This is a genomic window from Ensifer sp. Root278, assembly GCF_001429285.1.
Lineage (GTDB): Bacteria > Pseudomonadota > Alphaproteobacteria > Rhizobiales > Rhizobiaceae > Ensifer.
Genome location: NZ_LMJJ01000040.1, coordinates 1 through 23,229, shown reverse-complemented (window position 1 = coordinate 23,229; position 23,229 = coordinate 1). Strand labels below are relative to the sequence as shown.

Below are 23,229 nucleotides of genomic sequence, written 5' to 3'. Positions count from 1 at the left end.
CTTCCGGCAAAACGCGAAGCGAGCGCAAGACCCCTGCGCGCTCAGCTCCCCCGATAGGTCGAATACCCATAGGGCGAAAGCAGCAGCGGCACGTGATAGTGGCTCGCCGGATCGGCAATGCCGAAGCGCAAGGGGATTCGGTCGAGGAAGGCCGGTTCCGGCAGCGTCGTGCCTGACCGGCGCAGGTAGTCGCCGGCGTGGAAGACCAGCTCGTAATTGCCGGCCATGAAGCCGACGCCTTCGACCATCGGCCCGTCGACACGGCCGTCGCTGTTGGTGTGGACGGTGCGGATCAGCTGTCGCTCTTCGCCCTCCAGCCAGTAGAGATCGATGCGCAGGCCCTCGGCCGGCTTGCCGAGCGCGGTGTCGAGTACATGGGTCGTCAGGCGGCCGGTGCTGCTCATGGTATCCTCTTTTCTGCTACTGCATGTTTCCTTTAATCGTAGCCGATTAAAGGACAAAAACATGCAGTGAATCAAAGTGCTACAGCGACCTTTGCGCGTCTGATAAGACGCGCGGCGCTGTAGGGCGACATGCGCGCGGCGAACCGCACGCACTTCTCATCATCCCGCTAGACTGGGCTCGAAATGACGAAGGGCTCGTCGTAGAAATACTCTTCGAGGTTGTTGCCCGGCCCTTCCCGGTCGACGATCAAGAAATCGCTGACGGCGCCGATCGACATCAGCGGGTGATGCCAGACGTTGCGGCCGTAATTGACTCCTTGCTTGCCGCTCGCTTGGAATACCCGCGGCGTGCCCGGACGCCCGTCCTCGTCTTCGGCGACGACGACGACCCAGGGGCGATCGTCGAGCGGTGAAAAGCTCTGGCTGCCGAGCGGGTGGCGCTCCATCATCGTCACCGCATAGGGAAAAGCGCGCGGCTGACCGCGGAAGATATTGATGATGACATTGGCGCCGTCGCCGACCACATCGGCGCGCGCCAGCCCGTGGAAACGTTCCGTGTTGCCGCCGTTGATGTAGCGCATCGTCGCCGGATCGGCTTCGATGATGGTTCCGAAGGGTGCAAAGGCGTCGCGCGTCAGCGGTTCGATGGTAAGCAGGCGCGACATCAGGCGTGGACCTCGCAGGTTTCCACGGCATTCGACAATGTCAACTCCAGTTCGACGGTCCTCCGAAAGAGCGAGGACGCGTATCGAACGGTTTTGTCAGGCATTTTCGTCTCCAGGAAGCATCGACTGCAGCCGCAGGCGGGCGATTTTCTCCACCTGCGCGCAAGCGGTTTCAAATTCCTCTTCGGGCGAATTGTCAATGCGGCTTTCGAAGGAGGCGAGAATCTGGCCCTTGGTGAGCCCCTTCACGGCGATGATGAAGGGGAAGCCGAATTTCTTCGTGTAGGCATCGTTCAGCGCCGTGAAGCGCTGATGTTCCTCGGGCGTCAACCGATCGAGGCCAGCAGACGCCTGCTCGGCGGTCGAGTCTGCCGTAAGCTTGCCCGCGATCGCCAGCTTTCCGGCGAGATCCGGGTGGGCGCGCAGCACTTGCAGCTTTTCGCGCGGCAACGCCGCACGAAAAGCCTGGCAGAGCGCCGAATGCACGTTGCCCGCCATCAAACCCGCCGCCGCGGCGCGATCGTAAGCGCGTTCGGCCACCCAGGGCGAATGCTCGAACACGCCGCCGAAACGGGCGACGAAGGCGTCGCGGTCGGACATCAGAGCGTCCCTTCCGGCTTGTGGTGCTGGTACCAGTGGTTGGCGATGTCGATGCGCCTGGGCACCCAGACCTTATCGTGCGACATCACGTAATCGATGAACCGGGCAAGGGCTGCGGCGCGGCCAGGGCGGCCGACCAGCCGGCAGTGCAGGCCGATGTTCATCATCTTGGCATCGCCCTGACGGCCTTCCTCATAGAGCACGTCGAAGCTGTCCTTGAGATAGGTGAAGAACTGGTCGCCGGAGTTGAAGCCCTGGTTGGTGGCAAAACGCATGTCGTTGGCATCGAGCGTATAGGGGATGATCAGATGCGGCTTGTCGGCCGGCAGCCCCGGCACCCAATAGGGCAGTTCGTCGGCGTAGCTGTCGCAGGAATAGAGGAAGCCACCCTCCTCCAGCACCAGCTTCAGCGTATTGGCCGAAGGCTTGCCCTGGTAGATGCCGAGCGGGCGCTCGCCGGTCAGTTCCGTATGCAGACGGACGACTTCGCGGATATGCTCGCGCTCGACCTCCTCCGGAAAATCCTTGTATTCCAGCCAGCGCAGGCCGTGGCTGGCGATTTCCCAGCCGGCTTCCTTCATGGCCGCAACCGCTTCCGGATTGCGCGCCATGGCGAGCGTCACGCCGTAGACCGTCAGCGGAACGTTACGGCTCGTGAACATGCGCCACAGCCGCCAGAAACCGGAGCGTGCGCCATATTCGTAGATCGATTCCATGTTGAGATTACGCTGTCCCTGCCAGGGCTGCGCGCCGACGATCTCGGACAGCAGACATTCGGACGCCGCGTCGCCATCGAGAATGCAGCTCTCGCCGCCCTCCTCGTAGTTCAGCACGAACTGCACGGCAATGCGCGCATCGCCCGGCCAGTTTGCCTTCGGCGGATTGCGGCCGTAGCCAACGAGGTCGCGCGGATACTTAGTCTCAGACATCAAATCACCCTTCGATTTTTCCAGAACGGTATCACCGCCGACCGGATTGTCGATACCGAAATCTGCCCGCGAAGGGTCGCTGGGCGGCAAGCTCGGAATGAGACGAAGGCTGAATTCTGCGCTCTCGTTAGCGATGCGCCATCAATGCCGCGACGATGAGCGACAAGGGCCGGATCGATCCCGAACCAACAGAGGGATCGGCGGCAACGCGTTTGGCGCGTTCGGCGCGCGCATTCGTAGAGATCTTGCCGAGCGGGTGCTGCGAATGCACACGCAGGGGCGCGCCGGTCTCCTGCTCGACGAAGAGGGCAAGACTGGCGATGGCAAGCGGCGTCGCCAGGTACGGCTCGAACAGCTCGCGAAGCGGCGCCTCGACCTGGCGTATCGCGTCCGACGCGAGCGGGCCAGTCAACATCATGTGGAAGCGGTACTCGTCCATCACATGAGGATCGCCCCAGCGGTGCAAATTGGAAAACTGCGGTGCGGTCAGCCGATCCGGATCGGAGCGCTCGATCTCGTCTTCGCTGAGCGGCGCACGAAAAGCATCGAACTCCTGAACGATATTGGCTGCCAGCAGATGCATCGCGGTGCTCGGGACCTGCGGCATCAGACCGAAGCACCGGCCGATGCGGGCGACCTCCAGGCGATCGATTTCGAACGGTGTCTGCGCGCCGGCAAAATGCATGAGCGCCTTCAGGAGTTGTGATTCCGTCATATCCGGATGCAGACGAAACGGCGACATCATCACCGCATGGAAACCGAAGCGGCGCGGTACGGCCGTATGGTAGGCGATGTCGGCAGAGCTCAGGCCCGCAACCGAAGGCAGTTCCGTCGGTTCGCCGGAATAGACGTTGCGCCCAAGCCAGCTTGCGGCGACCGCGGAAAGCGGGTCGGCCATCGGCGGCGTAAAACAAATGGCGTAGCGCATGTCTGGCTCCGGTTATCCGTGTCGAGCGGGACGAGGAAAAGTGCCTGCGGTTTTCCGCCCCGCTCCAATGAGATCGATCACGCTTATGAGTATCGATCCGACCCGGGGATCTTCGTGATCTATTGGCCGCGTCTTAGGTGATTTGCGTGACAGATTGACGAAGCGGATCGTGCAAAACCACGCGATCCCACCGGTTTGCGCACCAGATTTTCGGAACCATCCGGCCCAACGGCCGTTCACTCAAGGTAACAATCAAGGATGGAGAAGAAGCGTGAGCTATCACAACGCAAACCTGCAGGATGCCCGGATCAAGGAAACCCATGACCTGACCGCGAGCGACAAGGTTGAAGGCACGAAGGTCTATGGCTCCGACAACAAGCACATCGGCTCGATCGAGCGCGTGATCATCGAAAAACGCAGCGGTCGCGTTGCCTACGCCGTGCTCGGTTTCGGCGGCTTCCTCGGCCTCGGCGAAGACCACTATCCGCTGCCCTGGGCGAAGTTGACCTATGACGAAAACCTCGGCGGCTATCGCACCGACGTTACGCGCGATCAGGTCGAGCGCGCGCCGAAATATCGCGGCAACGAGGAATACGACTGGAACGAGGAAAACGGCCGTCGCGTCTACGACTACTACGGCGTGCCACCCTACTGGATGTAAGGTCGAACTTTCGAATGTCCGAATATGTGAGGCTCCGCCTGCGGCGGGGCCCTTCCCATGCCCAAGCCTAGAGATGCTTCTCGCGAAGCGCCGCGATTTGATTTCGGCACAGGAAGGATTCCGGCAGATCGAGCGTCGGGAGACCGGCGATCTCGTCGACAACGAAGCGCGCCAACCGATGCGCAATCCCGAAGCTCACCTTGAAGCCGCCGGTCAGCACGGAAATGTTCGAATGATCAGGGTGCCGCCCGACCATGGGTTCGCGCCCCGCCGACTTTGGCCTGAGCCCGGCCCAGCGCTCGACCACCTCCGCATCCGCCAGACACGGCGCCAGCAACGTGGCGCGTCGAAGGAGATCGTCGAGCTGTTCGTCCGTGGACAGTGGATCGGCAAAGCTGTTCTCGCTGGTGCTGCCGATCGCCACATGGCCATCGTCATGAGCGATGATGTAGACGCCATCGGTGAAAATAACCGGCAGGCCTGGATCGACATCCGCCCTCAAGAGCGCGGCCTGGCCCTTGACCGCCGTGCCGCTCGTCGCTTTCAGCGGCCCCGACACAGCATCGATCAGCGGGAAACTGCCGATGCCGGCAGCGATGATGCAATGGTCGAAGCTGAGCCGGCTGCCATCGTCACGCTCGGCCCTGCCGTGCGCCGGAAGGATGGCGCGCACGCCCGAGCCTTCATCGATCTGAACATTCTGCAACTGCAACAGGGCGGCACGCAGGGCCGACAGCGTGCGGCGCGGCGACACCCGCGCGGCCAGCGTATCGAAAACGACGCCATGCGCCGTTGCCTCCGTGCCTGGCCAACCCTGCGGGCCTTCCTCCTGGACATGCCAGAAGAATTGCCGGTCGCCCGCGCGCCATTGCTGTCGTGCGTCCTGTTCATGCCGGAGCGCAATGTCGCGTAAGTGCGGCTTGGCGAGCGGCATCAGCCGCCCGGTGCGGCGATAGCCGGTCGACACCCCCGCCTCGGCTTCGAGCTGCGCGATCTCCTCTTCGAGGGACACCAGCGCTTCGAACTGGAATTGCTTCTTGGCATTCCAGCGGTCGGGCATATGCGGCATGAGCGCGCCCAGTAGGCCGCCGCTCGCGCCGGCACCGATGGCCTGTTGCTCGACGAGCCGCACCGTCATGCCCTTGCGCGCGGCGGAAAGGGCGGCCCACAGCCCCATGATACCGCCGCCGACGACCAAAAGCTCGCTCATCGATTGACCTTCTCCGGCCGGCGGATTATCGCCTTTGCCATGACAGGACCAGCAGACCCGATCGACCCGCCAGCGCACCAAAACCTTGATTGGCACGAGGGCGATATGCCCTATTCCCGGGAGTTTGGCGATCACTTTTATTGCCGCACCGATGGGCGGCTGGAATGCGGTCACGTCTTCCTTTCGGGCAACGGCCTGCCGGAGCGCTGGGTCGGTACGGGCACCTTCCGCATCGGCGAACTGGGCTTCGGCACCGGGCTCAATTTCTGCGAGACATGGCGCCAGTGGAAGGCAACCGCTGGAGCCGGCGACCGCCTGCATTTCGTCTCATTCGAGCGATTTCCCATGGCCGCCGACGAGATTTCCCGTGCGCTCAGCCACTGGCCGGAAATCGATGCGGAACGGCTGGCCCTGGTCTCCCGCTGGCCGGCAGACCCCGACGGTGACGTCCGCATCGACTTTGGCGACGGCGTCACCCTCACGGTCGTCTGCGGTCCGGCGCTCGAAGGTGTCGCCCGCACCGAACATCCGTTCGACGCCTGGTATCTCGACGGTTTCGCCCCCTCGCGCAATCCCGACATGTGGTCGGAAGAGCTGATGCGGCACGTCTTCGAAAAAACCGCGCCCAGCGGTAGCTTCGCGACCTATGCCGCCGCCGGTTTCGTCCGCCGCAATCTTCAGGCCGCCGGCTTCGTCGTCGAAAAACGCAAGGGTTTCGCCGGCAAGCGCGAGATGCTGCGGGGCGACCGCCCCTACTGCATGTCTCCCTAAATCGACCTCGATTTAAGGACAAAGACATGCAGAAAATCAAAGTGCTACAGCGGCCTTTGCGCGTCTGATAAGACGCGCGGCGCTGTAGGCGCTCCCCCCGATTTCAACGTGTCTTGAACGGTTGCGCCATCGCCCTGCGAAAATGCGTCAGCGGGAACGATTTACTCCACAAGAGAACTGAACTGTCGCAAATGGCGGGCCATCGCGCCTGCGGATCTGCGACACAACCCCATCGGCAACACGGTGGGTCCTTCATGAACGACGATCAGTTTCCCGATGCAGCAACCGGTGATGCGGCCTCGACCCCGCTGGAGCGGCGACGCAGGCCAGGCGGCCGCGGCGCCGAGCGGTCCCGCAAGTCCGCGGGCGGAAAATACCTCAATCTTGTCAATACGCTGGCGAAGTCCACGGTGCTTTCGGAAGATGCGCTCGAAGCGATCCATGACGCGTCGCTGACCATCCTCGAAGAGATCGGCATGGACATCATCCTGCCGGAAGCACGCGACCGGATGAAGGCCGCAGGCGCCGATGTGACGCCCGGCACCGACCGGGTGCGCTTCGACCGCGGGCTGATCATGGACATGATCGCCTCCGTGCCTCCGGCCTTCACGATGCACGCCCGCAACCCGGCGCGCAACGTCGCGATCGGCGGCAACAATCTCGTCTTCGCCCAGATCGCCAGCGCGCCCTTCGTCGCCGATCGTGATGGCGGCCGCCGCACCGGCAACCATGAAGACTTCCGCAAGCTGGTAAAGCTCGCCCAGTCCTACGACATCGTGCACACGACCGGCGGCTATCCGGTCGAGCCGGTCGATCTGCATGCCTCAGTCCGCCACCTCGACTGCCTCTCCGACATGGTGAAGCTTACCGACAAGGTCTTCCACGCCTATTCGCTTGGGAAGCAGCGCAACACCGACGGCATCGAGATCGCCCGCATCGGCCGCGGCATCTCCATGGAGCAGATGGAGCGCGAGCCTTCGCTGTTCACCATCATTAACACCTCCTCTCCGCTCCGCCTCGACGGACCGATGCTGCAGGGCATCATCGAGATGTCCTCGCGCAGTCAGGTGGTGGTGGTCACGCCCTTCACATTGGCCGGCGCGATGGCACCGGTGACGATCGCCGGCGCACTGGTTCAGCAGAACGCCGAGGCACTGTGCGGCATCGCCTTCACCCAGATGGTCAGGCGCGGCGCACCCGTCATGTATGGCGGTTTCACCTCGAACGTCGACATGAAGACCGGCGCACCCGCCTTCGGCACGCCGGAATACATGAAGGCGGTGGTCGCCGGCGGCCAGCTCGCCCGCCGCTACAACATCCCCTACCGCACCTCGAACACCAATGCCGCCAACACGCTCGACGCTCAAGCCGCCTACGAGTCCGCCATGTCGCTCTGGGCGCTGACCCAGGGCGGCGGCAACTTCGTCATGCATGCAGCCGGCTGGACCGAGGGCGGGCTCACGGCCTCCTTCGAGAAGTTCATTCTCGACGTCGACATGCTGCAGATGGTGGCGGAATATTTGACGCCGCTCGATGTCAGCGAGGATGCGCTAGGCCTCGACGCCGTGCGCGACGTCGGCCCCGGCGGCCATTACTTCGGCACGCTGCACACGCTGCAGCGCTACGAGACCGCCTTCTATTCGCCTATCCTGTCCGACTGGCGCAACTTCGAGACCTGGACAGAAGCCGGACGGCCGACCACCTACGATCATGCCAACCGGATCTTCAAGCAGAAGCTCAACGAATATGAGCGCCCGCCGCTCGATCCGGCGATCGAAGAGGAACTTGATGCCTTTGTCGCCAGACGTAAGGCAGAGGGCGGCGTCCCGACGGACTTCTGACGGAGCGCCGCGTTGGCTGATTGCACGAGCAGCCGCTAGTATGGAGGCGAGCCCTACAAGCCGGGCTCAGGGAAAGACGGCAGCCCGCGCCGTGGCGATCAATTGCTCCGTCGTTGCAGCGACACAATTGCGGTCAATCTCAGCGACCGTCCGCTCCCTCACATGCGCGGAGAGCTGTTTTCTGAAATCGCCGAGCGTCCTTGGGGCGGCGCAGATCACCAGGCTGTCGAAAGCGTGGTCGGCCGCGTAACTTTCCAGCCTTTCAGCAACGTCGGCGACGAAGCGCTGCTGCTCCTCGCGAACGGGATCGCTTTTGTATTCCATGGCGGAGCGGCCGTGCCCGTCGGACGAGTGCGCTCTGCCCGGCTTATCCGCCATGATGTCCTGAACGCGTTTCGGTTCGGTGTGAAAGGTTTCCTCGTCCGGCCGCTGGCGTTCCTCCTTCAACAGGTTCACGCCCTTGACGATGCGCGCGGTGTTGCCGTCCGCGACCAGTATCCATGTCCGGTTCTGCACGATTGTCTCCCAGTGAAAGGTGTTGATCGTGGCGGGCCGAAGAGGCCCTGGAAGAAAACGCGCGAGGCTCGGTTCGGTTCCATCAAAACGCCGCTCAGCAGCAATTGTTTCGGCCTGTAACGGCGGTCACATCCTCGCGACATAGGCCTCGAAGCTGCGCTCCGGTGTCACCTCGTAACGCTCGCGCTCGACGTGAACGGAGCTGATCCTGTCGACGCGAAAATCGCGGAAATCCGACCTCAGCTCGCACCAGCCCGTCAGCAGCCAGAAGTGGCCGAAGACGCTGAGACCGAGCGGCCAGATGATCCGCTCTGAGTGCTCGTTCTTGAGGCTGTCATAGCTGAGGCGAAGCTTGCGCCGCTCCGCGATCGCCTGGCGCAGATCGCCGAGCAGTGCCGGCGGTTCCGGCTGGAGCGCCGAGCGGAAGGCGCGAAGTGGTGCCGCCATCAGCCGCTGCCGGTGTTCGGGAGGCAAGCCGTGAGCGATCTTCTCCATCGCCTCGCGCGCCGATCGAGCAAGTCGCCCGTCGCCCAGCATCTGCACGGCTCGGGCTCCGAAGGCGAGCGCTTCGAGCTGCTCGAAGGTGAAGGCGAGCGGCGGCGCGTCGAAGGCCCCGCGCAACAGATAGCCGACGCCACGCTCGCCATCGATCGGCGCACCGGAAGCGATCAGATGCTCCATGTCGCGATAGATCGTCCGCTGCGCGACCTCCATCTTCTCGGCGATCTCCCGCGCCGTCATCGCCCGGCCGGTCGCGCGCAGGAGCTGGATAATGCGAAACAGCCGGTCGGCGGGTCTCATCCGTGGTCTCCCTTCGCCATGCTGCCCCACGTTTGAAAGGGCTATAGCGACCGTCCGGCACGCACAAGCATGTGACGGTCGACTATGGCCATAAGGCTGTCAGTTGCCCTATGCTAAATCAAGCTCCAACAGACATGGAGCATGAACATGACCAGCGACCACATCCTTGAGCTTGCCGTTTGCATCGTTCTCGACAAACCCGCGGCGACAGCCACGCGCCGCCGGGCGATGCAGGCCGTTTCCCGCTACCCCGGGTTCGTCTCCTGGCGCGCCGTCGATTCCTGCGAGACCTCGGGCATGTTTGCGGACCTGGTCGAATGGGAGACGCTGGAGGCCGCCCAATCGGCCGGTGAGCGCGTTCGGGTCGATCCGGAGTTTGCGCCTTACGCGGCGACGATCAGCGCGGTAATGCTGGTGCAGCATTTTACCGACGGCCAGAAGATCTGAGCGGCCAGAAAAACGAGCGAAGGACTGCCGAGCGATGGCCGAGCCACTGAAGAACCTGCTGCACCCCGGCGTCGTCACCGATATCGCCGACCGGATCGCCCGTGGCGCCAGCGTCTTCGATCGGGAGAAATTCCTGCGGCTCGCGGGCGATGGCCTCGAAACGCTGGAACTGATGCAGCGTTCGCTCAAGATCCGTGATGCGCTGGTCGAAACACTGCCGCAGCCGTTCGCCGAAGCGGCCGCCATTCTTGCGGCCTGCCTGCCCCGAGACGATGCGCCCGGTCTCAGCGGCTGGGCATTGCTCCCCCTCAGCCAGTACGTCGCCTTGCGCGGCCTTGGGGAGTTCGACCTGTCGCTGTCGCTGCTGCGTGCACTGACGCCGCATTTCACCGCCGAGTTCGGCATTCGCGTCTTCATCGACCGCGATCAGGACCGCGCTCTTGCCACGATCCACTCCTGGACCCAAGACACCAACCATCACGTCCGCCGGCTGGCGAGCGAAGGCACGCGCCCGCGCCTGCCCTGGGCAATGCGGCTGCCGAAACTCATCCGCGATCCGAAGCCAATCCTGCCGATCCTGACGGCCCTTCTCGACGACCCCGAGGACTATGTGCGCCGATCGGTCGCCAACAGCCTCAACGACATCGCCAAGGACCATCCGGATCTGGTGGTGGCTTTCGTCGCGGGGCATATCGTCGACGCATCACCGGAGCGCCGCCAGTTGCTGCGCCATGCCTCGCGCACGCTCCTGAAGCAGGGCCACCCGGACGCGCTTGGCAATTTCGGCTTCGCTCCCCCGGCCGGCATCAATGCCAGGTTCTCGCTCGACCGCTCCGAGATCGTGCTCGGCGAAAGCCTCGGCCTGCGCCTGGCCGTCAGTCATGACGCCGAGACGAGCCAGAAGGTGATGATCGATTACGCCGTGCATCACCGCAAGGCGAACGGCGCGTCATCGCCGAAAGTGTTCAAATGGACCTCGGCGACGCTTGCGCCCGGCCGCTCGATCGAGATCGAAAAACGCCATGCGATCCGACCGATCACCACCCGGCGTTACTATCCGGGCGCGCACCGCATCGTCATCCTCGTCAACGGCCAGGAAGCGGCTGAAGCCGGCTTTGATCTCGCGCTGGAGTAGATCTCATTTCGCACCTGCGAAAAGATGCACCTTGACTTTTTCGCCCAAAACGACGACATGGTGCCCAGCGTCACCTTCAGGCCGCCGCGTGAGCGCGCCCTCGGCAACACAGAAAGCCGTGAAGAAGGAAAAGCGCACCCATACGCCGTAAGCGGCGACAGCACAGGCGCTTGACGACTTTTTTCTTAACCCACAAGTTCCCAATTCACGCGGGGTTCTTGACGCCAAACGACACCGGAACAGCAAGGATGCGGTTCCGGCGAATGCGTTTGGCGCCCCCAAAAGGTATATGCATTTGTCCACCTTTAAAGATCTCGGCCTCTCCGAGCACATTCTGGAGACCCTGTCCGCCAACGGCTTCGAAAAACCGACGCCGATCCAGGCGCAGGCCATTCCTCAGGTGCTGAAGGGCAACGATCTCATCGGTCTCGCCCAGACCGGCACCGGCAAGACGGCCGCCTTCGGCCTGCCGATGATCGAAAAGCTCGTTGCCGAAGGCAAGCGCCCCGATCCGCGCAACATCCGCGCCCTCGTACTTGCCCCGACCCGCGAACTGGTCAACCAGATCGCTGCCAACCTCAAGCTCTTCGTCAAGAAGTCTCCGCTGAAAATCGGCGTTGTCGTCGGCGGTGTCTCGATCAACAAGCAGACCGAGCAGCTCGCCCGCGGCGTCGACATCCTGGTCGCAACACCGGGCCGCCTGCTCGATCTCGTCAACCGCAAGGCCGTGACGCTGACGCAAGGGCGCTACCTCGTCCTTGACGAAGCCGACCAGATGCTCGACCTCGGCTTCATCCACGACCTGCGCAAGATCTCCAAGCTCGTGCCGAAGAACCGCCAGACGCTGCTGTTCTCGGCCACCATGCCGAAGCAGATTGCCGAGCTTGCCGGCGAGTACCTGACCAACCCGATCAAGGTTGAAGTCACACCTCCGGGCAAGGCCGCCGACAAGGTCGAACAGTATGTTCACTTCGTTCCCGGCAAGGACCTGAAGACGACCATCCTCAAGAAGACGCTGACCGACAATCCGGACGGCCTGTCGCTGATCTTCAGCCGCACCAAGCATGGTGCCGAGAAGCTGATGAAGCACCTCGACCACGTGGGCTTCAAGGCCGCCTCGATCCACGGCAACAAGAGCCAGGGCCAGCGCGAGCGGGCACTGAAGGCCTTCCGTGATGGCGAGATCCGCGTGCTTGTCGCCACCGACGTCGCCGCCCGCGGCATCGACATCCCCGGCGTCACCCACGTCTACAACTATGACCTGCCGGAAGTGCCTGATGCCTATGTTCACCGCATCGGCCGCACCGCGCGCGCCGGCCGCGACGGCATCGCGATTGCCTTCTGCGCTCCGGACGAAATCCGCCTGCTGCGCGACATCGAGAAGCTGATGGGCATCAACATTGCTGTTGCCAGCGGCGAAGCGCCAGCCGACCAGGCCCGCCCCTCCAAGAGCCGCAGCGGCCGAGGCAATAACGGCGCCGGCCACCGCAAGGGCAATGGCGGCGGCCAGCACCAGAACGGCGGCCGTCCCGCGCGCCGCGAACGCCCCGCCGGCGAGCCGGTGGCAGCGACCAGCGGCTTTACCGGCGACGACCTGTTGCGCGACGATCGCCGCCCGCAGCGTCAGGAGCGCCGCGACCATGGCCATCCGCAAAACGACGGCCGTGGCGAAGGCAACCGCAATCACGAAGGCAAGAAGCACCACGGACGTCCCGGCCAGAAGCAGGGCGACCGTCGCGACCGCAACCATGGCGGCCGCAACGAAAACCGTGGTGGTGGCGAGCGTCGCGAAGGCGGCCAGGGCCAGCGTCGTGGCAACGGCGGCAACCGCGGCCACCAGGGCTGATTTCTAAAAATCGCTGAAATGAACGGCGGGCCTAAGCGACCCGCCGTTTTTTATGCCCGCTGCTTGCGGTTGGTAAGATAAACGCCCGCGACGGCGATCACCGTTCCGATGACCATCGGCAGCGTCAGCGCTTCGCCGAAGAAGAGCCACGCCTGCACTGCGGCAAGCGGCGGAACCAGATAGATCAGAGACGCCGCGCGGGACACCTGGCCGCGGCGGATGAGATAGAGCAGCAGCGCAATCGCCCCCATCGAAAGCCCTAGGACCGACCAGGCGAGTGCGAGCACGACCTGGAGGTTCCAGGTGACGTGCAGATCTTCCAGCAGCAGCGCCAGCGGGATCGTCACGATCAGCGCGCCGAGATATTGCAGTGCTGCGATGCTGCGGATGTCGCCGCTCTGGAGATGGCGCTTCTGATAGAGCGTGCCATAGGTGACGGCGGCCATGCCGAGCACGTTGACGATGACAGGCAGGAGGTGGATCGGCGTCGCGCCGGCATCTATCGCCAGCACCTTCGGCAGCACGGCTAGCGCAATGCCGAAGAAACCGAGCACCAGTCCGAGCTTCTGTTGGGTCGTCAGCTTTTCGTCGATCACGAAGGCCGCCGCGACGGCAGTCATCAACGGCTGCAGGCCGGCAATGATGCCGGAGATACCGGCGGGAACACCCTCACCGATCGCCCACCAGACGGCGCCGAGATAGAGCCCGTGCAAAAACATGCCTGACACCACGGCATGGCCGGCCACCGACCAGGACTTTGGCCACCGGGCGCCGGTGACGATGCAAAACAGGATGAAGAGCGCGATCGCCAGCGTGTAACGCAAAACCAGAAAGGTCAGCGGATCCGCGTAGGCAGCCGCATATTTCGCGACGACCCAGCCGGTCGACCAGAGCAGAACGAAGATGGCGGGAGCCAGGCGGGCGAGCATGATGGGCCTATCGGATAACGGCGGCAGAGCGGCGGCGTACAGCCCGCACAACGGAAGGCGGCCTCAAGTCGCTGAATACTCTGATCTACCGGATGATTTCGAGCCTAATCATTGCGATTTAGGCATTGAGGCAAGTAGACGCGACCACACTGATGGTCAAAGCAATTTTTCTGATGGCAAGCATCAGCCAATCGGAACCATCAGCCGGAGCGAGGAAAGCGACAGCGAAACGAAGCCGGGCTCGTACTCCTCGCGATAGTGCAGCAAGGCGGTATCGGCCGCATGTCCTTCGGCCGCCATCCAATCGAACATTTTCTGGTAATGAGCAAAGGCGTCGCCGCTTTCCGGATGATGCAAGGCGGTGACGAAACGCATGGCCGGCAGGTCGACGTGTCCAGGGTGAACCGAGGTCTCGGCCTTGTCGGCGACATAACCGACAAGATAGCGGAAGCCGTCAGGGCGATCGTTCCAGGAAATACCGACGAGAGCTGCATGGTCCCCGGGATGAAGGTGTTGGTGGTGCCCCTGCATCTCGGCGATCAGTCGGCGCACGGCCCCTTCGGCCGCCTCGCCAAAGGTACCTTCCCAAAACGAGCCGGCTATGCGCTGGGCCGGTCTTTCAACGATTTCGAACGCCATGACCACCTCATCAAACGAAGGTCCTGCAATTTTTGGCCTGTCACACGAAGGCCAATCGCAGGAGTAGAACGGAATTTGCCTCAAAGCAGTTCCACGAAGGCGCGGGCCGCGTGGCTGAACTGCCTCTCGCGATGGGTCAAGAGTTCGAAATTGCGCTCCGCCAGTTCAAACGGCAACTCGACCAGCCGGCCGCTATCAACGAAGGGCTGGGCGGCAAGCCGGGAAACGGCCGTGACGAAGGGACCGCTTTCGACCGCCGTCAGCACCGCTTCGTTCGAGGGCAACTCGAGCTCGATCTTCAACCCGTCAAGCTCCGCTCCATGATCCCCCATCGATTGCAGGAACATTGCCCGCGTGCCGGAGCCCTCTTCACGCAGCACCCAGCGCGCTGCAAGCAGCATCTCCAGATTGACCGGGGCGCCAACAAGCGGATGCGCGGGCGAAGCATAGACCGCAATGCGATCGACCGCGACGCGGCGGTGGTCGAGCTTGGCACCATCGACCCGCCCTTCGACGAAGCCGAGCTGCACTGTCCCCTCCTCTACCGCCTCGGCAACGACGGCGGTGTTGCGCACGGTGAGTTTCACGTCGACCTGCGGATATTCGTGGGTGAAGCGCGCCAAACGCGCCGGCAGCCAGTAGCTCGCAACCGTCTGGCTGGCGGCGATCGACAGTTCGCCGCGGCGAAGCTGGGATAGATCGTTGAGGCAGGCGGTGGCCGCGGCCGCCCGGGCGAGAACCGCTTTTGCCTCCGGCAGGAAGACCTTGCCGGCATCGGTCAGCGTAAGACCGCGGCCGACACGATCGAACAACCGCACGTCGTGCTGGGTTTCAAGCGCGGCGATCGCGGCACTCGCGGCCGACTGGGTGACGTTCATCGCCTCGGCGGCTTTCGTCATGTGCAGCCGCTCGGCGACCGCGACGAAGATTCTAAGCTGATCGAGTGTCATGGCAAATCAATCGCAAAAATCGATCAGAATGACAAGAATAATCCGTTAGACTGATTCATGGATCGGCGTAGGTTGCCCGCCATGTCCAGATCGCATCCCACATTTCGCTCCGCATTTTGCTCCGCCTCCTCCCGCCTGACCTGCATTCTTCCGGGCCTTTTCCTCTGCTGCCTCGTCGCGCTCGCGGCCATCGGCCTTGAATTGATCGAGTGGCGCTGGACAGGTCGCGCATGGCTGGAGGCCCTCGTTCTTGCCATTCTGCTTGGCGCCACCGTCCGCACGATCTGGACGCCCAGCGCCCGCTTCCTCTCCGGCATCCATTTCTCCGCCAAGGTTCTACTGGAGACCGCAATCGTCCTGATCGGCGCCATGCTGAGCTTCGACGCGATCGCCGAAAGCGGGCCGACCCTGCTTGTCACCGTCGTCGCCATGGTTGTCATGTCGATCGCCACCGGTTACCTGATCGCCCGTCTACTCGGCCTGCCGAAGCGGCTCGCGACCTTGATCGCCTGCGGCAACGCCATCTGCGGCAATTCGGCGATTGCCGCCGTCGCTCCGGCAATCGGCGCCCGCGGCGAAGAGGTTGCCGCCGCCATCTCCTTTACCGCCATTCTCGGCATCGCCGTCGTCCTGTCTCTGCCCTTCGTCGGCGGCTGGCTCGGCATGACGCCACAGGGCTACGGTGTCTTTGCCGGCATGACCGTCTATGCCGTGCCGCAGGTTCTCGCCGCTGCCAGCCCTTTCAGTTCGCTCTCGGTTCAGGTCGGCACGCTCGTCAAGCTCGTGCGCGTGCTGATGCTCGGCCCCGTCGTCTTCTGTTTCTCGCTGATCGGCGGCCGCGATACTGAACCTGAAGCCGCGCCGGGCGAACGCCGCACAGTGGGATCGCGTCTCGCCACGGTCGCGCACTTCGTCCCCTGGTTCATCCTCGGTTTCCTGGTCGTCGCCATTGCCCGCAATAGCGGCGTAGTCCCCGACCCGGTCGCGACAGGCGCCGTGAAGGTCTCCACCTGGCTGACCGTCATCGCCATGGCCGCTCTCGGTCTCGAGGTCGACGTCCGCACGCTCGCCAATGCCGGCCCGCGCGCCAGTGCCGCTGCCCTGCTCTCGCTTCTCGTGCTCTGCATCCTGTCAGCGCTCGCGATCGCTTGCCTTGGCCTCGGCTAGCACCGAAAACCGGCGCCCAAATTTAGAGCATATGCATATTTTGCAGCCGCTCGGCCGCCACACCTTTCGGCGGCCGGATCCCGCTGCCGGGTTGTTGGGCAGTTTTCCCCGTGAATGGGCGAGAGGATCGATGCCAATTTTCTTTTCCGGCGACTGAGCACGCTTCTTGCATTGCAACCAGCGTTGTACTCAAATGGTCAAAAATAAGGGGACCACGCCTTTGGCATTTGACGAAATGATGAATGCGGACAGCAGTCCGCGCCAGCCATATTCGACCTATCATGAATGGTATGCCAGCCAGGACAAAAATCGGCTCATAGCCAAATCCAGGGAAGCCGAGAACATATTCCGGAAAACCGGCATCACCTTCGCGGTCTACGGACACGCAGACTCATCCGAAAAGCTCATCCCCTTCGACCTCATCCCCCGCATCATTTCCGGCCGCGAATGGCGCAAGCTCGCCCAAGGCATCGAACAGCGGGTCATCGCGCTCAACGCCTTTCTCGACGACATCTACCACAAGCAGGAAATCATCCGCGCCGGACGCGTGCCGCGAGAGCTGATCGAGAAGAACGTCGCCTTCCTGCCGCAGATGATCGGCTTCAGGCCGCCGGGCGGCGTCTACACCCATATCGTCGGCACCGACATCGTGAGAACAGGTGAAGATCAGTTCTACGTGCTCGAGGACAATGCGCGCACGCCATCCGGTGTCAGCTACATGCTGGAAAACCGGGAGACGATGATGCAGATGTTCCCCGAACTCTTCCATCAGAACCGCGTGCGCCCGGTGGAGAACTACCCGAATCTCTTGCGCCAGAGCCTGGCGTCGCTGGCACCCCCCGGCTGCAGCGGCAAGCCGCGCGTCGCCGTGCTCACGCCCGGTATCTACAACTCCGCCTACTATGAACATGCCTTCCTCGCCGACATGATGGGCGTCGAACTGGTCGAGGGTTCGGATCTGCGCGTCATCGACGGCAAGGTGAAGATGCGCACCACCCGCGGCTACGAGGCGATCGACGTGCTTTACCGCCGCGTCGACGACGACTTCCTCGATCCGCTCACCTTCCGTCCGGATTCGGCGCTTGGCATTCCCGGCATCATGGATGTCTACCGCGCCGGCAACATCACAATTGCCAATGCGCCCGGCACCGGGATTTCCGACGACAAGGCGATCTATTCCTATATGCCCGAGATCGTCGAGTTCTATACTGGCCGCAAGCCACTGCTTGAAAACGTGCCGACCTGGCGCTGTTCCGAGCCACAGAGCCTGAAATACGTGCTCGAACATCTGGAAGAGCTGGTGGTCAAGGAGGTGCACGGATCCGGCGGTTACGGCATGCTGGTCGGCCCGACCGCCAGCAAGAAGGAGCGCGCCTTCTTTGCCGAAAAGCTGAAGAGCCGCCCGACCAACTACATCGCCCAGCCGACGCTTTCGCTTTCCACCGTGCCGATCCTCGTCAACAAGGGTATCGCGCCCCGGCACGTCGACCTTCGCCCCTATGTCCTCGTCTCCGACAAGGTGCAGATCATTCCCGGCGGCCTGACGCGCGTGGCACTCAAGGCTGGTTCGCTCGTCGTGAACTCCAGCCAGGGTGGCGGGACCAAGGACACCTGGGTACTGGAGGACTGAGACCATGTTGGGAAGAACTGCAAACGGTCTCTACTGGATGTTCCGCTACATCGAACGCGCCGAAAACAGCGCCCGACTGATCGATGCCGGTCTGCGCATGGCGCTGACCCGCAGCGAAGCGACGGAGGGCGACTGGGACGGCGTGCTGCAAAGTGCGGGCGTGCGCGAACTCTACGACGAAGTGCACGAGACGCTGACGAGCATCGACGCGATCGATTTCCTTTTGCGCGACCGCGCCAATCCGTCGAGCGTGATGTCGTGCATCGAGGCGGGACGCCACAATGCGCGCATGGTCCGCACGGCGCTGACGCGCGAGACTTGGGAAGCGACGAACGAATGCTACCTCGAAATGAAGACGATCCTCTCCAGGAAGGCCCGTCCGACCGACATGCCCGAGATCATCGATACGATCAAGCGCCGCGCCGGCCTCATCCGTGGTGCCTTCCACGGCACGATGCTCCGGAACGAGATCTTCAACTTCTCGCGCATCGGCACTTTCATCGAGCGAGCCGACAACACCGCCCGCATCCTCGACGTGAAATACTACGTGCTCCTGCCGGCAGTCGCCGCCGTCGGCTCGTCGATGGACAATGTTCAGTGGGAATCGATCCTGCGCTCGGTCTCGGCCCACCGCGCCTATGGCTGGGTCTATGATGCCGAGCTCCGCCCCGCCAACATCGCCGACTTCCTGATTTCCAACGGCCGCATGCCGCGCTCACTTGCCTATTGCTACGAGAAGATCGCCAGTAATCTCGGTTACCTCGAACGAGAATATGGCGAGCGCCACGCCGCCCACGACACGGCCGACCGCACGCTCGCGTCGCTGCGCAGCCAGTCGATCAAGGACATCATGGATGTGGGCTTGCACGAATATCTCGAAGACTTCATCAGCCACAACAACCGTCTGGGACAGGAAATCTCCGACGGTTACCGGTTCAACTGAGTTCGGGAGGATGGCATGCACCTGAAGATCAGCCACACGACCGAATACCACTATGACGAACCCGTGCAATACGCGCTGCAGCGCCTGCGGTTGACGCCACTGACCCAGGCCGGCCAGACCGTTCTCGGCTGGGATACCCTTGTCGATGGCGCGGCAATCGAAGTGAGCTACGACGACCACTTCGGCAACCGGGTTCATCTCGTCAGCGTCGACGGCGACCGCGACGCGATCCGCATCACCGCCTCCGGCGAGGTCCATACGGAGGACCGCGCCGGCGTCTTCGGGCCGCACCAGTCCTACGTACCGCTCTGGCTCTATGCCCGCGAAACGCCTTTGACCAAGGCCGGCAAGCTGATCCGCGAACTCGCAAAATCCGCCGAAGGCGACACCGACCTTGCCCGCATGCATGCGCTGATGGAGACAATCTACAAGGCGGTGGAATACAAGCCCGGCGAGACCCACGCGGAGACGACGGCCGAGGATGCGCTCGAAAGCGGCAGCGGCGTCTGCCAGGACCACGCCCACATCCTGATCGCAGCGGCGCGCTCGCTCGACCTGCCGGCGCGCTACATCTCGGGCTATCTGATGATGGAAGGCCAGCCGGATCAGACGGCAAGCCACGCTTGGGCCGAAGTGCATCTGAACGGGCTCGGCTGGGTCGGCTTCGACGCCGCCAACAAGATCTGCCCCGACGATCGCTACGTTCGCATTGCTTCCGGCCTCTGCTACCGCGACGCCGCGCCGATCTCCGGCCTGATCCATGGGGAGGCCAAGGAGACGCTGAAAGTTTCGGTCACCGTCGAGCAAAAGCAGCAAAGCCAGAGTCAGAGCCAGTCACAAAGCCAGTAGCCTCTGCGCCAGTAACCTCTTCGATGGGGCGCCATCGACGCCCTATCGAAAGCTGGATCTCCCGGCATGAAAGCCGCAGACACCCGCCCGGTCGTTTGTATTTCTAGCGCGAGGCGCTCGCCTGCAGGATGCGGCAGAGCGAAACCAGTCCGCCGTCATAGCCGCCACTGACCACGTCGCGGCAACGCTTGATGAGCTTGACCCGTTCGGCGCTCGACAGCTTGTTGAACGCTGTGAGCGGGGCGCCTGGAGAAACTGCGCCACCGGAACCAACACCTGCACCGCCACCGCCGGTATTGACGTCGAGGCCGGCAGTCAGGCCACGTCGGCCACCAACACTGGCGTCAACGGAAGAGTTGAGCCCGTTGTCACCGCCGAGACCGATATCGGCATCCGCGTTGATGCCATTGCTGCCACCGACGCTCGCCTGCGCATCGGCGTTGACGCCGCGCGAACCGCCGACCGTGGCATTGGCGGCGGCGTTGACGCCGTTGGCACCGCCCAGCGACGCGTCGACGTCGGCATTCACGCCGTCCGATCCTCCGAGCCCCACACTGGTGTTCAGCCCGTTCGCTGCGCCGACGGACAGCCCGACACCGAGACCATCGCGCTCCGCGCTTTGGCCAAATGCCGGCGCGGATAACGCCACCGTCGCAAGAAGACCCAGCGACAACGCAAGCACATTCTTCCGCATGATCGTCCTCCTTCTCAAGCGTAGGGCCGGAATGACCCAGGCTAGAGGAGACGTCGGAAGATCAAGTCTGGTTGCGCTGACTCTACCGGAAGCCAAACGTTTCGGAGGTTGTAGATAATACAAACCGAAGACGTGCAAAGATTGCGCTTCTTTTTGAAACGACTGGCCGGAGCGCGAATGGAAATGCCGCACCGACGAGCGGTGCGGCATTGCACGCCAGCAAACAGAAAAGTCAGTGGCTGTCGCGGTTCATCGGGATTTCCGAGCCGCGCGGGCCGACGAGGAAGTCGAGATCCGCCCCCGTATCGGCCTGCATGACCGTCTTGACGTAGAGACCGCCATAGCCGCCGGCAAGCGGCTTGACCGGCGACACCCAGGCCGCACGACGACGGGCGAGTTCCTCGTCCGAAATGTCGAGGTGAATGGTGCGGGCCGGCACGTCGACGGCGATCATGTCGCCGTTCTCGACCAGCGCCAGCGGGCCACCATCGGCCGCTTCCGGTGCCGTGTGCAGGATGACCGTGCCATAGGCCGTGCCGGACATACGCGCGTCCGAAATGCGGATCATGTCGGTGATGCCCTTCTTCAGCACCTTCGGCGGCAGGCCCATATTGCCGACCTCGGCCATGCCCGGATAACCCTTCGGGCCACAATATTTCAGCACCATCACGCAGGTCTCGTCGATGTCGAGATCGTCGCGGTTGATGCGGGCGTGATAGTCCTCGATGCTCTCGAAGACGACCGCGCGGCCCTTGTGCTGCATCAGATGCGGCGAAGCGGCCGATGGCTTCAACACGCAGCCCTTCGGTGCCAGGTTGCCACGCAGAACAGCGATGCCGCCCGACTGCGTCAAGGCCTTTTCGCGCGGCACGATGACGTCGTCATTGTAGTTGGTGACGTCCTTGACGTCGTTCCAGATCGTGTCGCCGGTCACGGTCAAGGCATCCTTGTGCAGGAGACCCATTTCGCCGACCGCCTTGATCACGACCGGGAGACCGCCGGCGTAGTAGAACTCCTCCATCAGGTATTTGCCCGACGGCTGGAGGTTGACGATCGTCGGGACGTCGCGGCCGAGGCGATCCCAGTCGTCGAGGCTGAGATCGACGCCGATGCGGCCGGCAAGCGCCAGGAGGTGCAGCACGGCGTTGGTCGAGCCGCCGACGGCGCCGTTGACGCGGATGGCATTCTCAAAGGCTTCCTTCGTCAGAATGTCGGACGGCTTCAGGTCCTCCTTCACCATGTCGACGATGCGGCGGCCGGAGAGCTGGGAGATCACTCGACGGCGTGCGTCGACGGCAGGAATGGCCGCGTTGCCGGGCAGCGTCATGCCGAGCGCTTCGGCCATCGAGGCCATGGTGGAAGCCGTGCCCATGGTCATGCAGCTTCCGGCCGAACGGGCCATGCCCTGCTCGGCGTCCATGAATTCTGCCAGCGACATCTCGCCGGACTTCACCATCTCGGAGAACTGCCAGATCGCCGTACCGGAGCCGACATCCTTGCCGCGCCATTTGCCGTTCAGCATCGGGCCGCCGGAGACGAGAATAACCGGGATATCGACGCTGGCGGCACCCATCAGTAGGCTCGGCGTGGTCTTGTCGCAGCCGCCGAGCAGAACGACGCCATCGACCGGATTGCCGCGGATCGCCTCTTCGACGTCCATCGCAGCAAGGTTGCGGAACATCATCGCGGTCGGACGTAGCGTGCTCTCTCCGACGGAGAAGACCGGAAACTCCACCGGGAAACCGCCGGCCTCATAGACGCCGCGCTTCACCCGCTCAGCGAGGTCACGCAGATGCGCGTTGCACGGCGTCAGCTCCGACCAGGTGTTACAGATGCCGATGATCGGCCGTCCGTCGAAAGTATCGGCCGGCAGGCCCTGGTTCTTCATCCAGGAGCGATGCATGATGGCATTCTTGCCGGTGCCGCCGAACCAATCCTGCGAACGCAGCTTGCGCGGCCATTCAGCTTTCTTCTTCATCTTATCCTTCCTTAGGCGGCCCGCGCAGCCACGCGAGCCTGTGACGGCGCCCGTTAGGCGAGCGTGTATGCCGTCTTGACGGTTGTGTAGAATTCGGCGGCGTAGCGGCCCTGCTCGCGCGAACCGTGGGACGAGCCCTTGCGGCCGCCGAACGGCACGTGGAAATCGACGCCTGCCGTCGGCAGGTTGACCATGACCATGCCGGCCTCGGCATTGCGCTTGAAATGGGTCGCATGCTTGAGGCTGGTGGTGGCGATGCCCGATGACAGGCCGAAGGGGGTGTCGTTGGCCACAGTGAGCGCCTCGTCGTAATCGCGGACGCGGATGACGGACGCGACCGGCCCGAAGATTTCTTCCCGCGAAATCCGCATCTGGTTGGTCGCCTCGGTGAACAGCGCTGGCTGCAGGTAGAAGCCGGGCGTGTCGCGCTTCAGGAGCTCGCCGCCGAAGGCGAGCTTGGCGCCCTCCTGCTTGCCGATGGCGATGTAGTCGGTGTCCTGGTTGAGCTGGCTCTCATCGACCACCGGGCCGATATGGGTGCCGGATTTCAAGGCATCGTCGATCGTCAGCCCCTTCATCCGTTCGCCCATGGCGGCCGCGAAGCGATCGTGGATGCCCTCGGTGACGATGATGCGCGAGGAGGCGGTGCAGCGCTGGCCGGTRGAGAAGAAGGCGGAGTTGACCGCGGCCTCGACC

Annotated in this window: 24 protein-coding genes; 10 read left to right on the top strand and 14 right to left on the bottom strand. The window is 63.3% G+C overall.

What is annotated here, in order from left to right; all coding sequences use genetic code 11:
• Positions 1-41: 41 nt before the first annotated feature.
• The 5 genes from uraH to ASE60_RS21930 all read right to left on the bottom strand — a co-directional run bounded on the left by uraH (position 42) and on the right by ASE60_RS21930 (position 3,526).
• Positions 42-404, bottom strand: coding sequence for a hydroxyisourate hydrolase (gene uraH, locus ASE60_RS21950; protein WP_057252980.1), 363 nt, complete (start codon positions 402-404; stop codon positions 42-44).
• A gap of 167 nt (positions 405-571) precedes the next feature.
• Positions 572-1,069, bottom strand: a complete 498-nt coding sequence (locus tag ASE60_RS21945; RefSeq protein WP_057252978.1) for an ureidoglycolate lyase — start codon at positions 1,067-1,069, stop codon at positions 572-574.
• A gap of 96 nt (positions 1,070-1,165) precedes the next feature.
• Entirely contained in the window at positions 1,166-1,669 is a 504-nt protein-coding gene (gene uraD, locus ASE60_RS21940) for a 2-oxo-4-hydroxy-4-carboxy-5-ureidoimidazoline decarboxylase (RefSeq protein ID WP_057252976.1), read from the bottom strand.
• On the bottom strand, positions 1,669-2,598 hold the full coding sequence (puuE, locus tag ASE60_RS21935) for an allantoinase PuuE (protein ID WP_057254309.1): 930 nt from the start codon (positions 2,596-2,598) through the stop codon (positions 1,669-1,671). The genes uraD and puuE overlap by 1 nt, the downstream gene beginning before the upstream one ends.
• A gap of 127 nt (positions 2,599-2,725) precedes the next feature.
• Entirely contained in the window at positions 2,726-3,526 is an 801-nt protein-coding gene (locus tag ASE60_RS21930; protein ID WP_057252975.1) for a DUF1045 domain-containing protein, read from the bottom strand.
• 271 nt (positions 3,527-3,797) lie between these two features.
• On the opposite strand from ASE60_RS21930, the gene ASE60_RS21925 reads away from it, so the two are divergent.
• Positions 3,798-4,187, top strand: coding sequence for a PRC-barrel domain-containing protein (locus ASE60_RS21925; RefSeq protein WP_057252973.1), 390 nt, complete (start codon positions 3,798-3,800; stop codon positions 4,185-4,187).
• 67 nt (positions 4,188-4,254) lie between these two features.
• Here ASE60_RS21925 and ASE60_RS21920 read toward each other — a convergent pair whose 3' ends face one another.
• Positions 4,255-5,397, bottom strand: a complete 1,143-nt coding sequence (locus ASE60_RS21920) for an FAD-binding oxidoreductase (RefSeq protein ID WP_057252970.1) — start codon at positions 5,395-5,397, stop codon at positions 4,255-4,257.
• A 39-nt stretch (positions 5,398-5,436) separates the two neighbouring features.
• Between ASE60_RS21920 and mnmD the strand changes: the two genes are divergently transcribed.
• Positions 5,437-6,168 carry a tRNA (5-methylaminomethyl-2-thiouridine)(34)-methyltransferase MnmD gene (gene mnmD, locus ASE60_RS21915; protein ID WP_057254308.1) on the top strand — a complete coding sequence of 244 codons (732 nt, stop codon included), beginning with the start codon at positions 5,437-5,439 and terminating at the stop codon, positions 6,166-6,168.
• A 254-nt stretch (positions 6,169-6,422) separates the two neighbouring features.
• Positions 6,423-8,009: a trimethylamine methyltransferase family protein gene (locus tag ASE60_RS21910; protein WP_057252968.1), complete on the top strand. Its 1,587-nt coding sequence runs from the start codon at positions 6,423-6,425 to the stop codon at positions 8,007-8,009.
• A gap of 66 nt (positions 8,010-8,075) precedes the next feature.
• On the opposite strand, the gene ASE60_RS21905 is transcribed toward ASE60_RS21910, so the two are convergent.
• Together ASE60_RS21905 and ASE60_RS21900 are read right to left on the bottom strand one after the other, a co-directional pair.
• On the bottom strand, positions 8,076-8,525 hold the full coding sequence (locus ASE60_RS21905) for a host attachment protein (RefSeq protein ID WP_057252966.1): 450 nt from the start codon (positions 8,523-8,525) through the stop codon (positions 8,076-8,078).
• A 126-nt stretch (positions 8,526-8,651) separates the two neighbouring features.
• Complete coding sequence (locus tag ASE60_RS21900) at positions 8,652-9,326, bottom strand: YafY family protein (RefSeq protein WP_057252964.1); 675 nt, start codon at positions 9,324-9,326, stop codon at positions 8,652-8,654.
• A 147-nt stretch (positions 9,327-9,473) separates the two neighbouring features.
• Between ASE60_RS21900 and ASE60_RS21895 the strand changes: the two genes are divergently transcribed.
• The 3 genes from ASE60_RS21895 (at position 9,474) to ASE60_RS21885 (ending at position 12,754) form a co-directional block, all read left to right on the top strand.
• On the top strand, positions 9,474-9,773 hold the full coding sequence (locus tag ASE60_RS21895; protein ID WP_057252963.1) for a hypothetical protein: 300 nt from the start codon (positions 9,474-9,476) through the stop codon (positions 9,771-9,773).
• 34 nt (positions 9,774-9,807) lie between these two features.
• Positions 9,808-10,908 (top strand): DNA alkylation repair protein, encoded by a 1,101-nt coding sequence (locus ASE60_RS21890; RefSeq protein ID WP_057252961.1) that lies wholly within the window; start codon positions 9,808-9,810, stop codon positions 10,906-10,908.
• Positions 10,909-11,203: 295 nt separating this feature from the next.
• Complete coding sequence (locus ASE60_RS21885) at positions 11,204-12,754, top strand: DEAD/DEAH box helicase (RefSeq protein ID WP_057254307.1); 1,551 nt, start codon at positions 11,204-11,206, stop codon at positions 12,752-12,754.
• Positions 12,755-12,804: 50 nt separating this feature from the next.
• On the opposite strand, the gene ASE60_RS21880 is transcribed toward ASE60_RS21885, so the two are convergent.
• The 3 genes from ASE60_RS21880 to ASE60_RS21870 form a co-directional block, all read right to left on the bottom strand.
• On the bottom strand, positions 12,805-13,683 hold the full coding sequence (locus ASE60_RS21880) for a DMT family transporter (protein WP_057252959.1): 879 nt from the start codon (positions 13,681-13,683) through the stop codon (positions 12,805-12,807).
• Positions 13,684-13,866: 183 nt separating this feature from the next.
• Positions 13,867-14,322, bottom strand: coding sequence for a GyrI-like domain-containing protein (locus tag ASE60_RS21875; protein ID WP_057252957.1), 456 nt, complete (start codon positions 14,320-14,322; stop codon positions 13,867-13,869).
• An 80-nt stretch (positions 14,323-14,402) separates the two neighbouring features.
• Positions 14,403-15,272 (bottom strand): LysR family transcriptional regulator, encoded by an 870-nt coding sequence (locus tag ASE60_RS21870; protein ID WP_057252955.1) that lies wholly within the window; start codon positions 15,270-15,272, stop codon positions 14,403-14,405.
• Between the two features lie 81 nt (positions 15,273-15,353).
• On the opposite strand from ASE60_RS21870, the gene ASE60_RS21865 reads away from it, so the two are divergent.
• The 4 genes from ASE60_RS21865 to ASE60_RS21850 all read left to right on the top strand — a co-directional run bounded on the left by ASE60_RS21865 (position 15,354) and on the right by ASE60_RS21850 (position 19,861).
• Positions 15,354-16,439, top strand: a complete 1,086-nt coding sequence (locus ASE60_RS21865; protein ID WP_192494802.1) for a YeiH family protein — start codon at positions 15,354-15,356, stop codon at positions 16,437-16,439.
• A 235-nt stretch (positions 16,440-16,674) separates the two neighbouring features.
• Positions 16,675-18,069, top strand: coding sequence for a circularly permuted type 2 ATP-grasp protein (locus tag ASE60_RS21860; protein WP_058326564.1), 1,395 nt, complete (start codon positions 16,675-16,677; stop codon positions 18,067-18,069).
• 4 nt (positions 18,070-18,073) lie between these two features.
• The gene (locus ASE60_RS21855) at positions 18,074-19,012 is read left to right on the top strand and encodes an alpha-E domain-containing protein (RefSeq protein ID WP_057252951.1); all 939 of its coding nucleotides are present in this window, start codon (positions 18,074-18,076) and stop codon (positions 19,010-19,012) included.
• Positions 19,013-19,027: 15 nt separating this feature from the next.
• Entirely contained in the window at positions 19,028-19,861 is an 834-nt protein-coding gene (locus ASE60_RS21850; protein ID WP_057252949.1) for a transglutaminase family protein, read from the top strand.
• 103 nt (positions 19,862-19,964) lie between these two features.
• On the opposite strand, the gene ASE60_RS21845 is transcribed toward ASE60_RS21850, so the two are convergent.
• The 3 genes from ASE60_RS21845 to ASE60_RS21835 all read right to left on the bottom strand — a co-directional run.
• On the bottom strand, positions 19,965-20,555 hold the full coding sequence (locus tag ASE60_RS21845) for a hypothetical protein (protein ID WP_057252947.1): 591 nt from the start codon (positions 20,553-20,555) through the stop codon (positions 19,965-19,967).
• Positions 20,556-20,787: 232 nt separating this feature from the next.
• The gene (araD, locus tag ASE60_RS21840) at positions 20,788-22,533 is read right to left on the bottom strand and encodes an L-arabinonate dehydratase (RefSeq protein WP_057252945.1); all 1,746 of its coding nucleotides are present in this window, start codon (positions 22,531-22,533) and stop codon (positions 20,788-20,790) included.
• Positions 22,534-22,586: 53 nt separating this feature from the next.
• Positions 22,587-23,229: aldehyde dehydrogenase family protein (locus ASE60_RS21835; RefSeq protein WP_156414705.1), on the bottom strand; the 643-nt coding region annotated here is incomplete at its 5' end.

Excerpts from the sequence above, each read along its gene's own strand:
- ASE60_RS21920 (WP_057252970.1), bottom strand. The coding sequence starts at position 5,397 with ATGAGCGAGCTTTTGGTCGTCGGCGGCGGTATCATGGGGCTGTGGGCC.
- ASE60_RS21945 (WP_057252978.1), bottom strand. The coding sequence starts at position 1,069 with ATGTCGCGCCTGCTTACCATCGAACCGCTGACGCGCGACGCCTTTGCA.
- ASE60_RS21865 (WP_192494802.1), top strand. The coding sequence starts at position 15,354 with ATGTCCAGATCGCATCCCACATTTCGCTCCGCATTTTGCTCCGCCTCC.
- uraD (WP_057252976.1), bottom strand. The coding sequence starts at position 1,669 with ATGTCCGACCGCGACGCCTTCGTCGCCCGTTTCGGCGGCGTGTTCGAG.
- ASE60_RS21880 (WP_057252959.1), bottom strand. The coding sequence starts at position 13,683 with ATGCTCGCCCGCCTGGCTCCCGCCATCTTCGTTCTGCTCTGGTCGACC.
- ASE60_RS21900 (WP_057252964.1), bottom strand. The coding sequence starts at position 9,326 with ATGAGACCCGCCGACCGGCTGTTTCGCATTATCCAGCTCCTGCGCGCG.
- ASE60_RS21850 (WP_057252949.1), top strand. The coding sequence starts at position 19,028 with ATGCACCTGAAGATCAGCCACACGACCGAATACCACTATGACGAACCC.
- puuE (WP_057254309.1), bottom strand. The coding sequence starts at position 2,598 with ATGTCTGAGACTAAGTATCCGCGCGACCTCGTTGGCTACGGCCGCAAT.
- mnmD (WP_057254308.1), top strand. The coding sequence starts at position 5,437 with ATGACAGGACCAGCAGACCCGATCGACCCGCCAGCGCACCAAAACCTT.
- ASE60_RS21845 (WP_057252947.1), bottom strand. The coding sequence starts at position 20,555 with ATGCGGAAGAATGTGCTTGCGTTGTCGCTGGGTCTTCTTGCGACGGTG.
- ASE60_RS21855 (WP_057252951.1), top strand. The coding sequence starts at position 18,074 with ATGTTGGGAAGAACTGCAAACGGTCTCTACTGGATGTTCCGCTACATC.
- ASE60_RS21930 (WP_057252975.1), bottom strand. The coding sequence starts at position 3,526 with ATGCGCTACGCCATTTGTTTTACGCCGCCGATGGCCGACCCGCTTTCC.
- ASE60_RS21910 (WP_057252968.1), top strand. The coding sequence starts at position 6,423 with ATGAACGACGATCAGTTTCCCGATGCAGCAACCGGTGATGCGGCCTCG.
- ASE60_RS21890 (WP_057252961.1), top strand. The coding sequence starts at position 9,808 with ATGGCCGAGCCACTGAAGAACCTGCTGCACCCCGGCGTCGTCACCGAT.
- ASE60_RS21860 (WP_058326564.1), top strand. The coding sequence starts at position 16,675 with ATGATGAATGCGGACAGCAGTCCGCGCCAGCCATATTCGACCTATCAT.
- ASE60_RS21875 (WP_057252957.1), bottom strand. The coding sequence starts at position 14,322 with ATGGCGTTCGAAATCGTTGAAAGACCGGCCCAGCGCATAGCCGGCTCG.
- ASE60_RS21895 (WP_057252963.1), top strand. The coding sequence starts at position 9,474 with ATGACCAGCGACCACATCCTTGAGCTTGCCGTTTGCATCGTTCTCGAC.
- araD (WP_057252945.1), bottom strand. The coding sequence starts at position 22,533 with ATGAAGAAGAAAGCTGAATGGCCGCGCAAGCTGCGTTCGCAGGATTGG.
- ASE60_RS21870 (WP_057252955.1), bottom strand. The coding sequence starts at position 15,272 with ATGACACTCGATCAGCTTAGAATCTTCGTCGCGGTCGCCGAGCGGCTG.
- uraH (WP_057252980.1), bottom strand. The coding sequence starts at position 404 with ATGAGCAGCACCGGCCGCCTGACGACCCATGTACTCGACACCGCGCTC.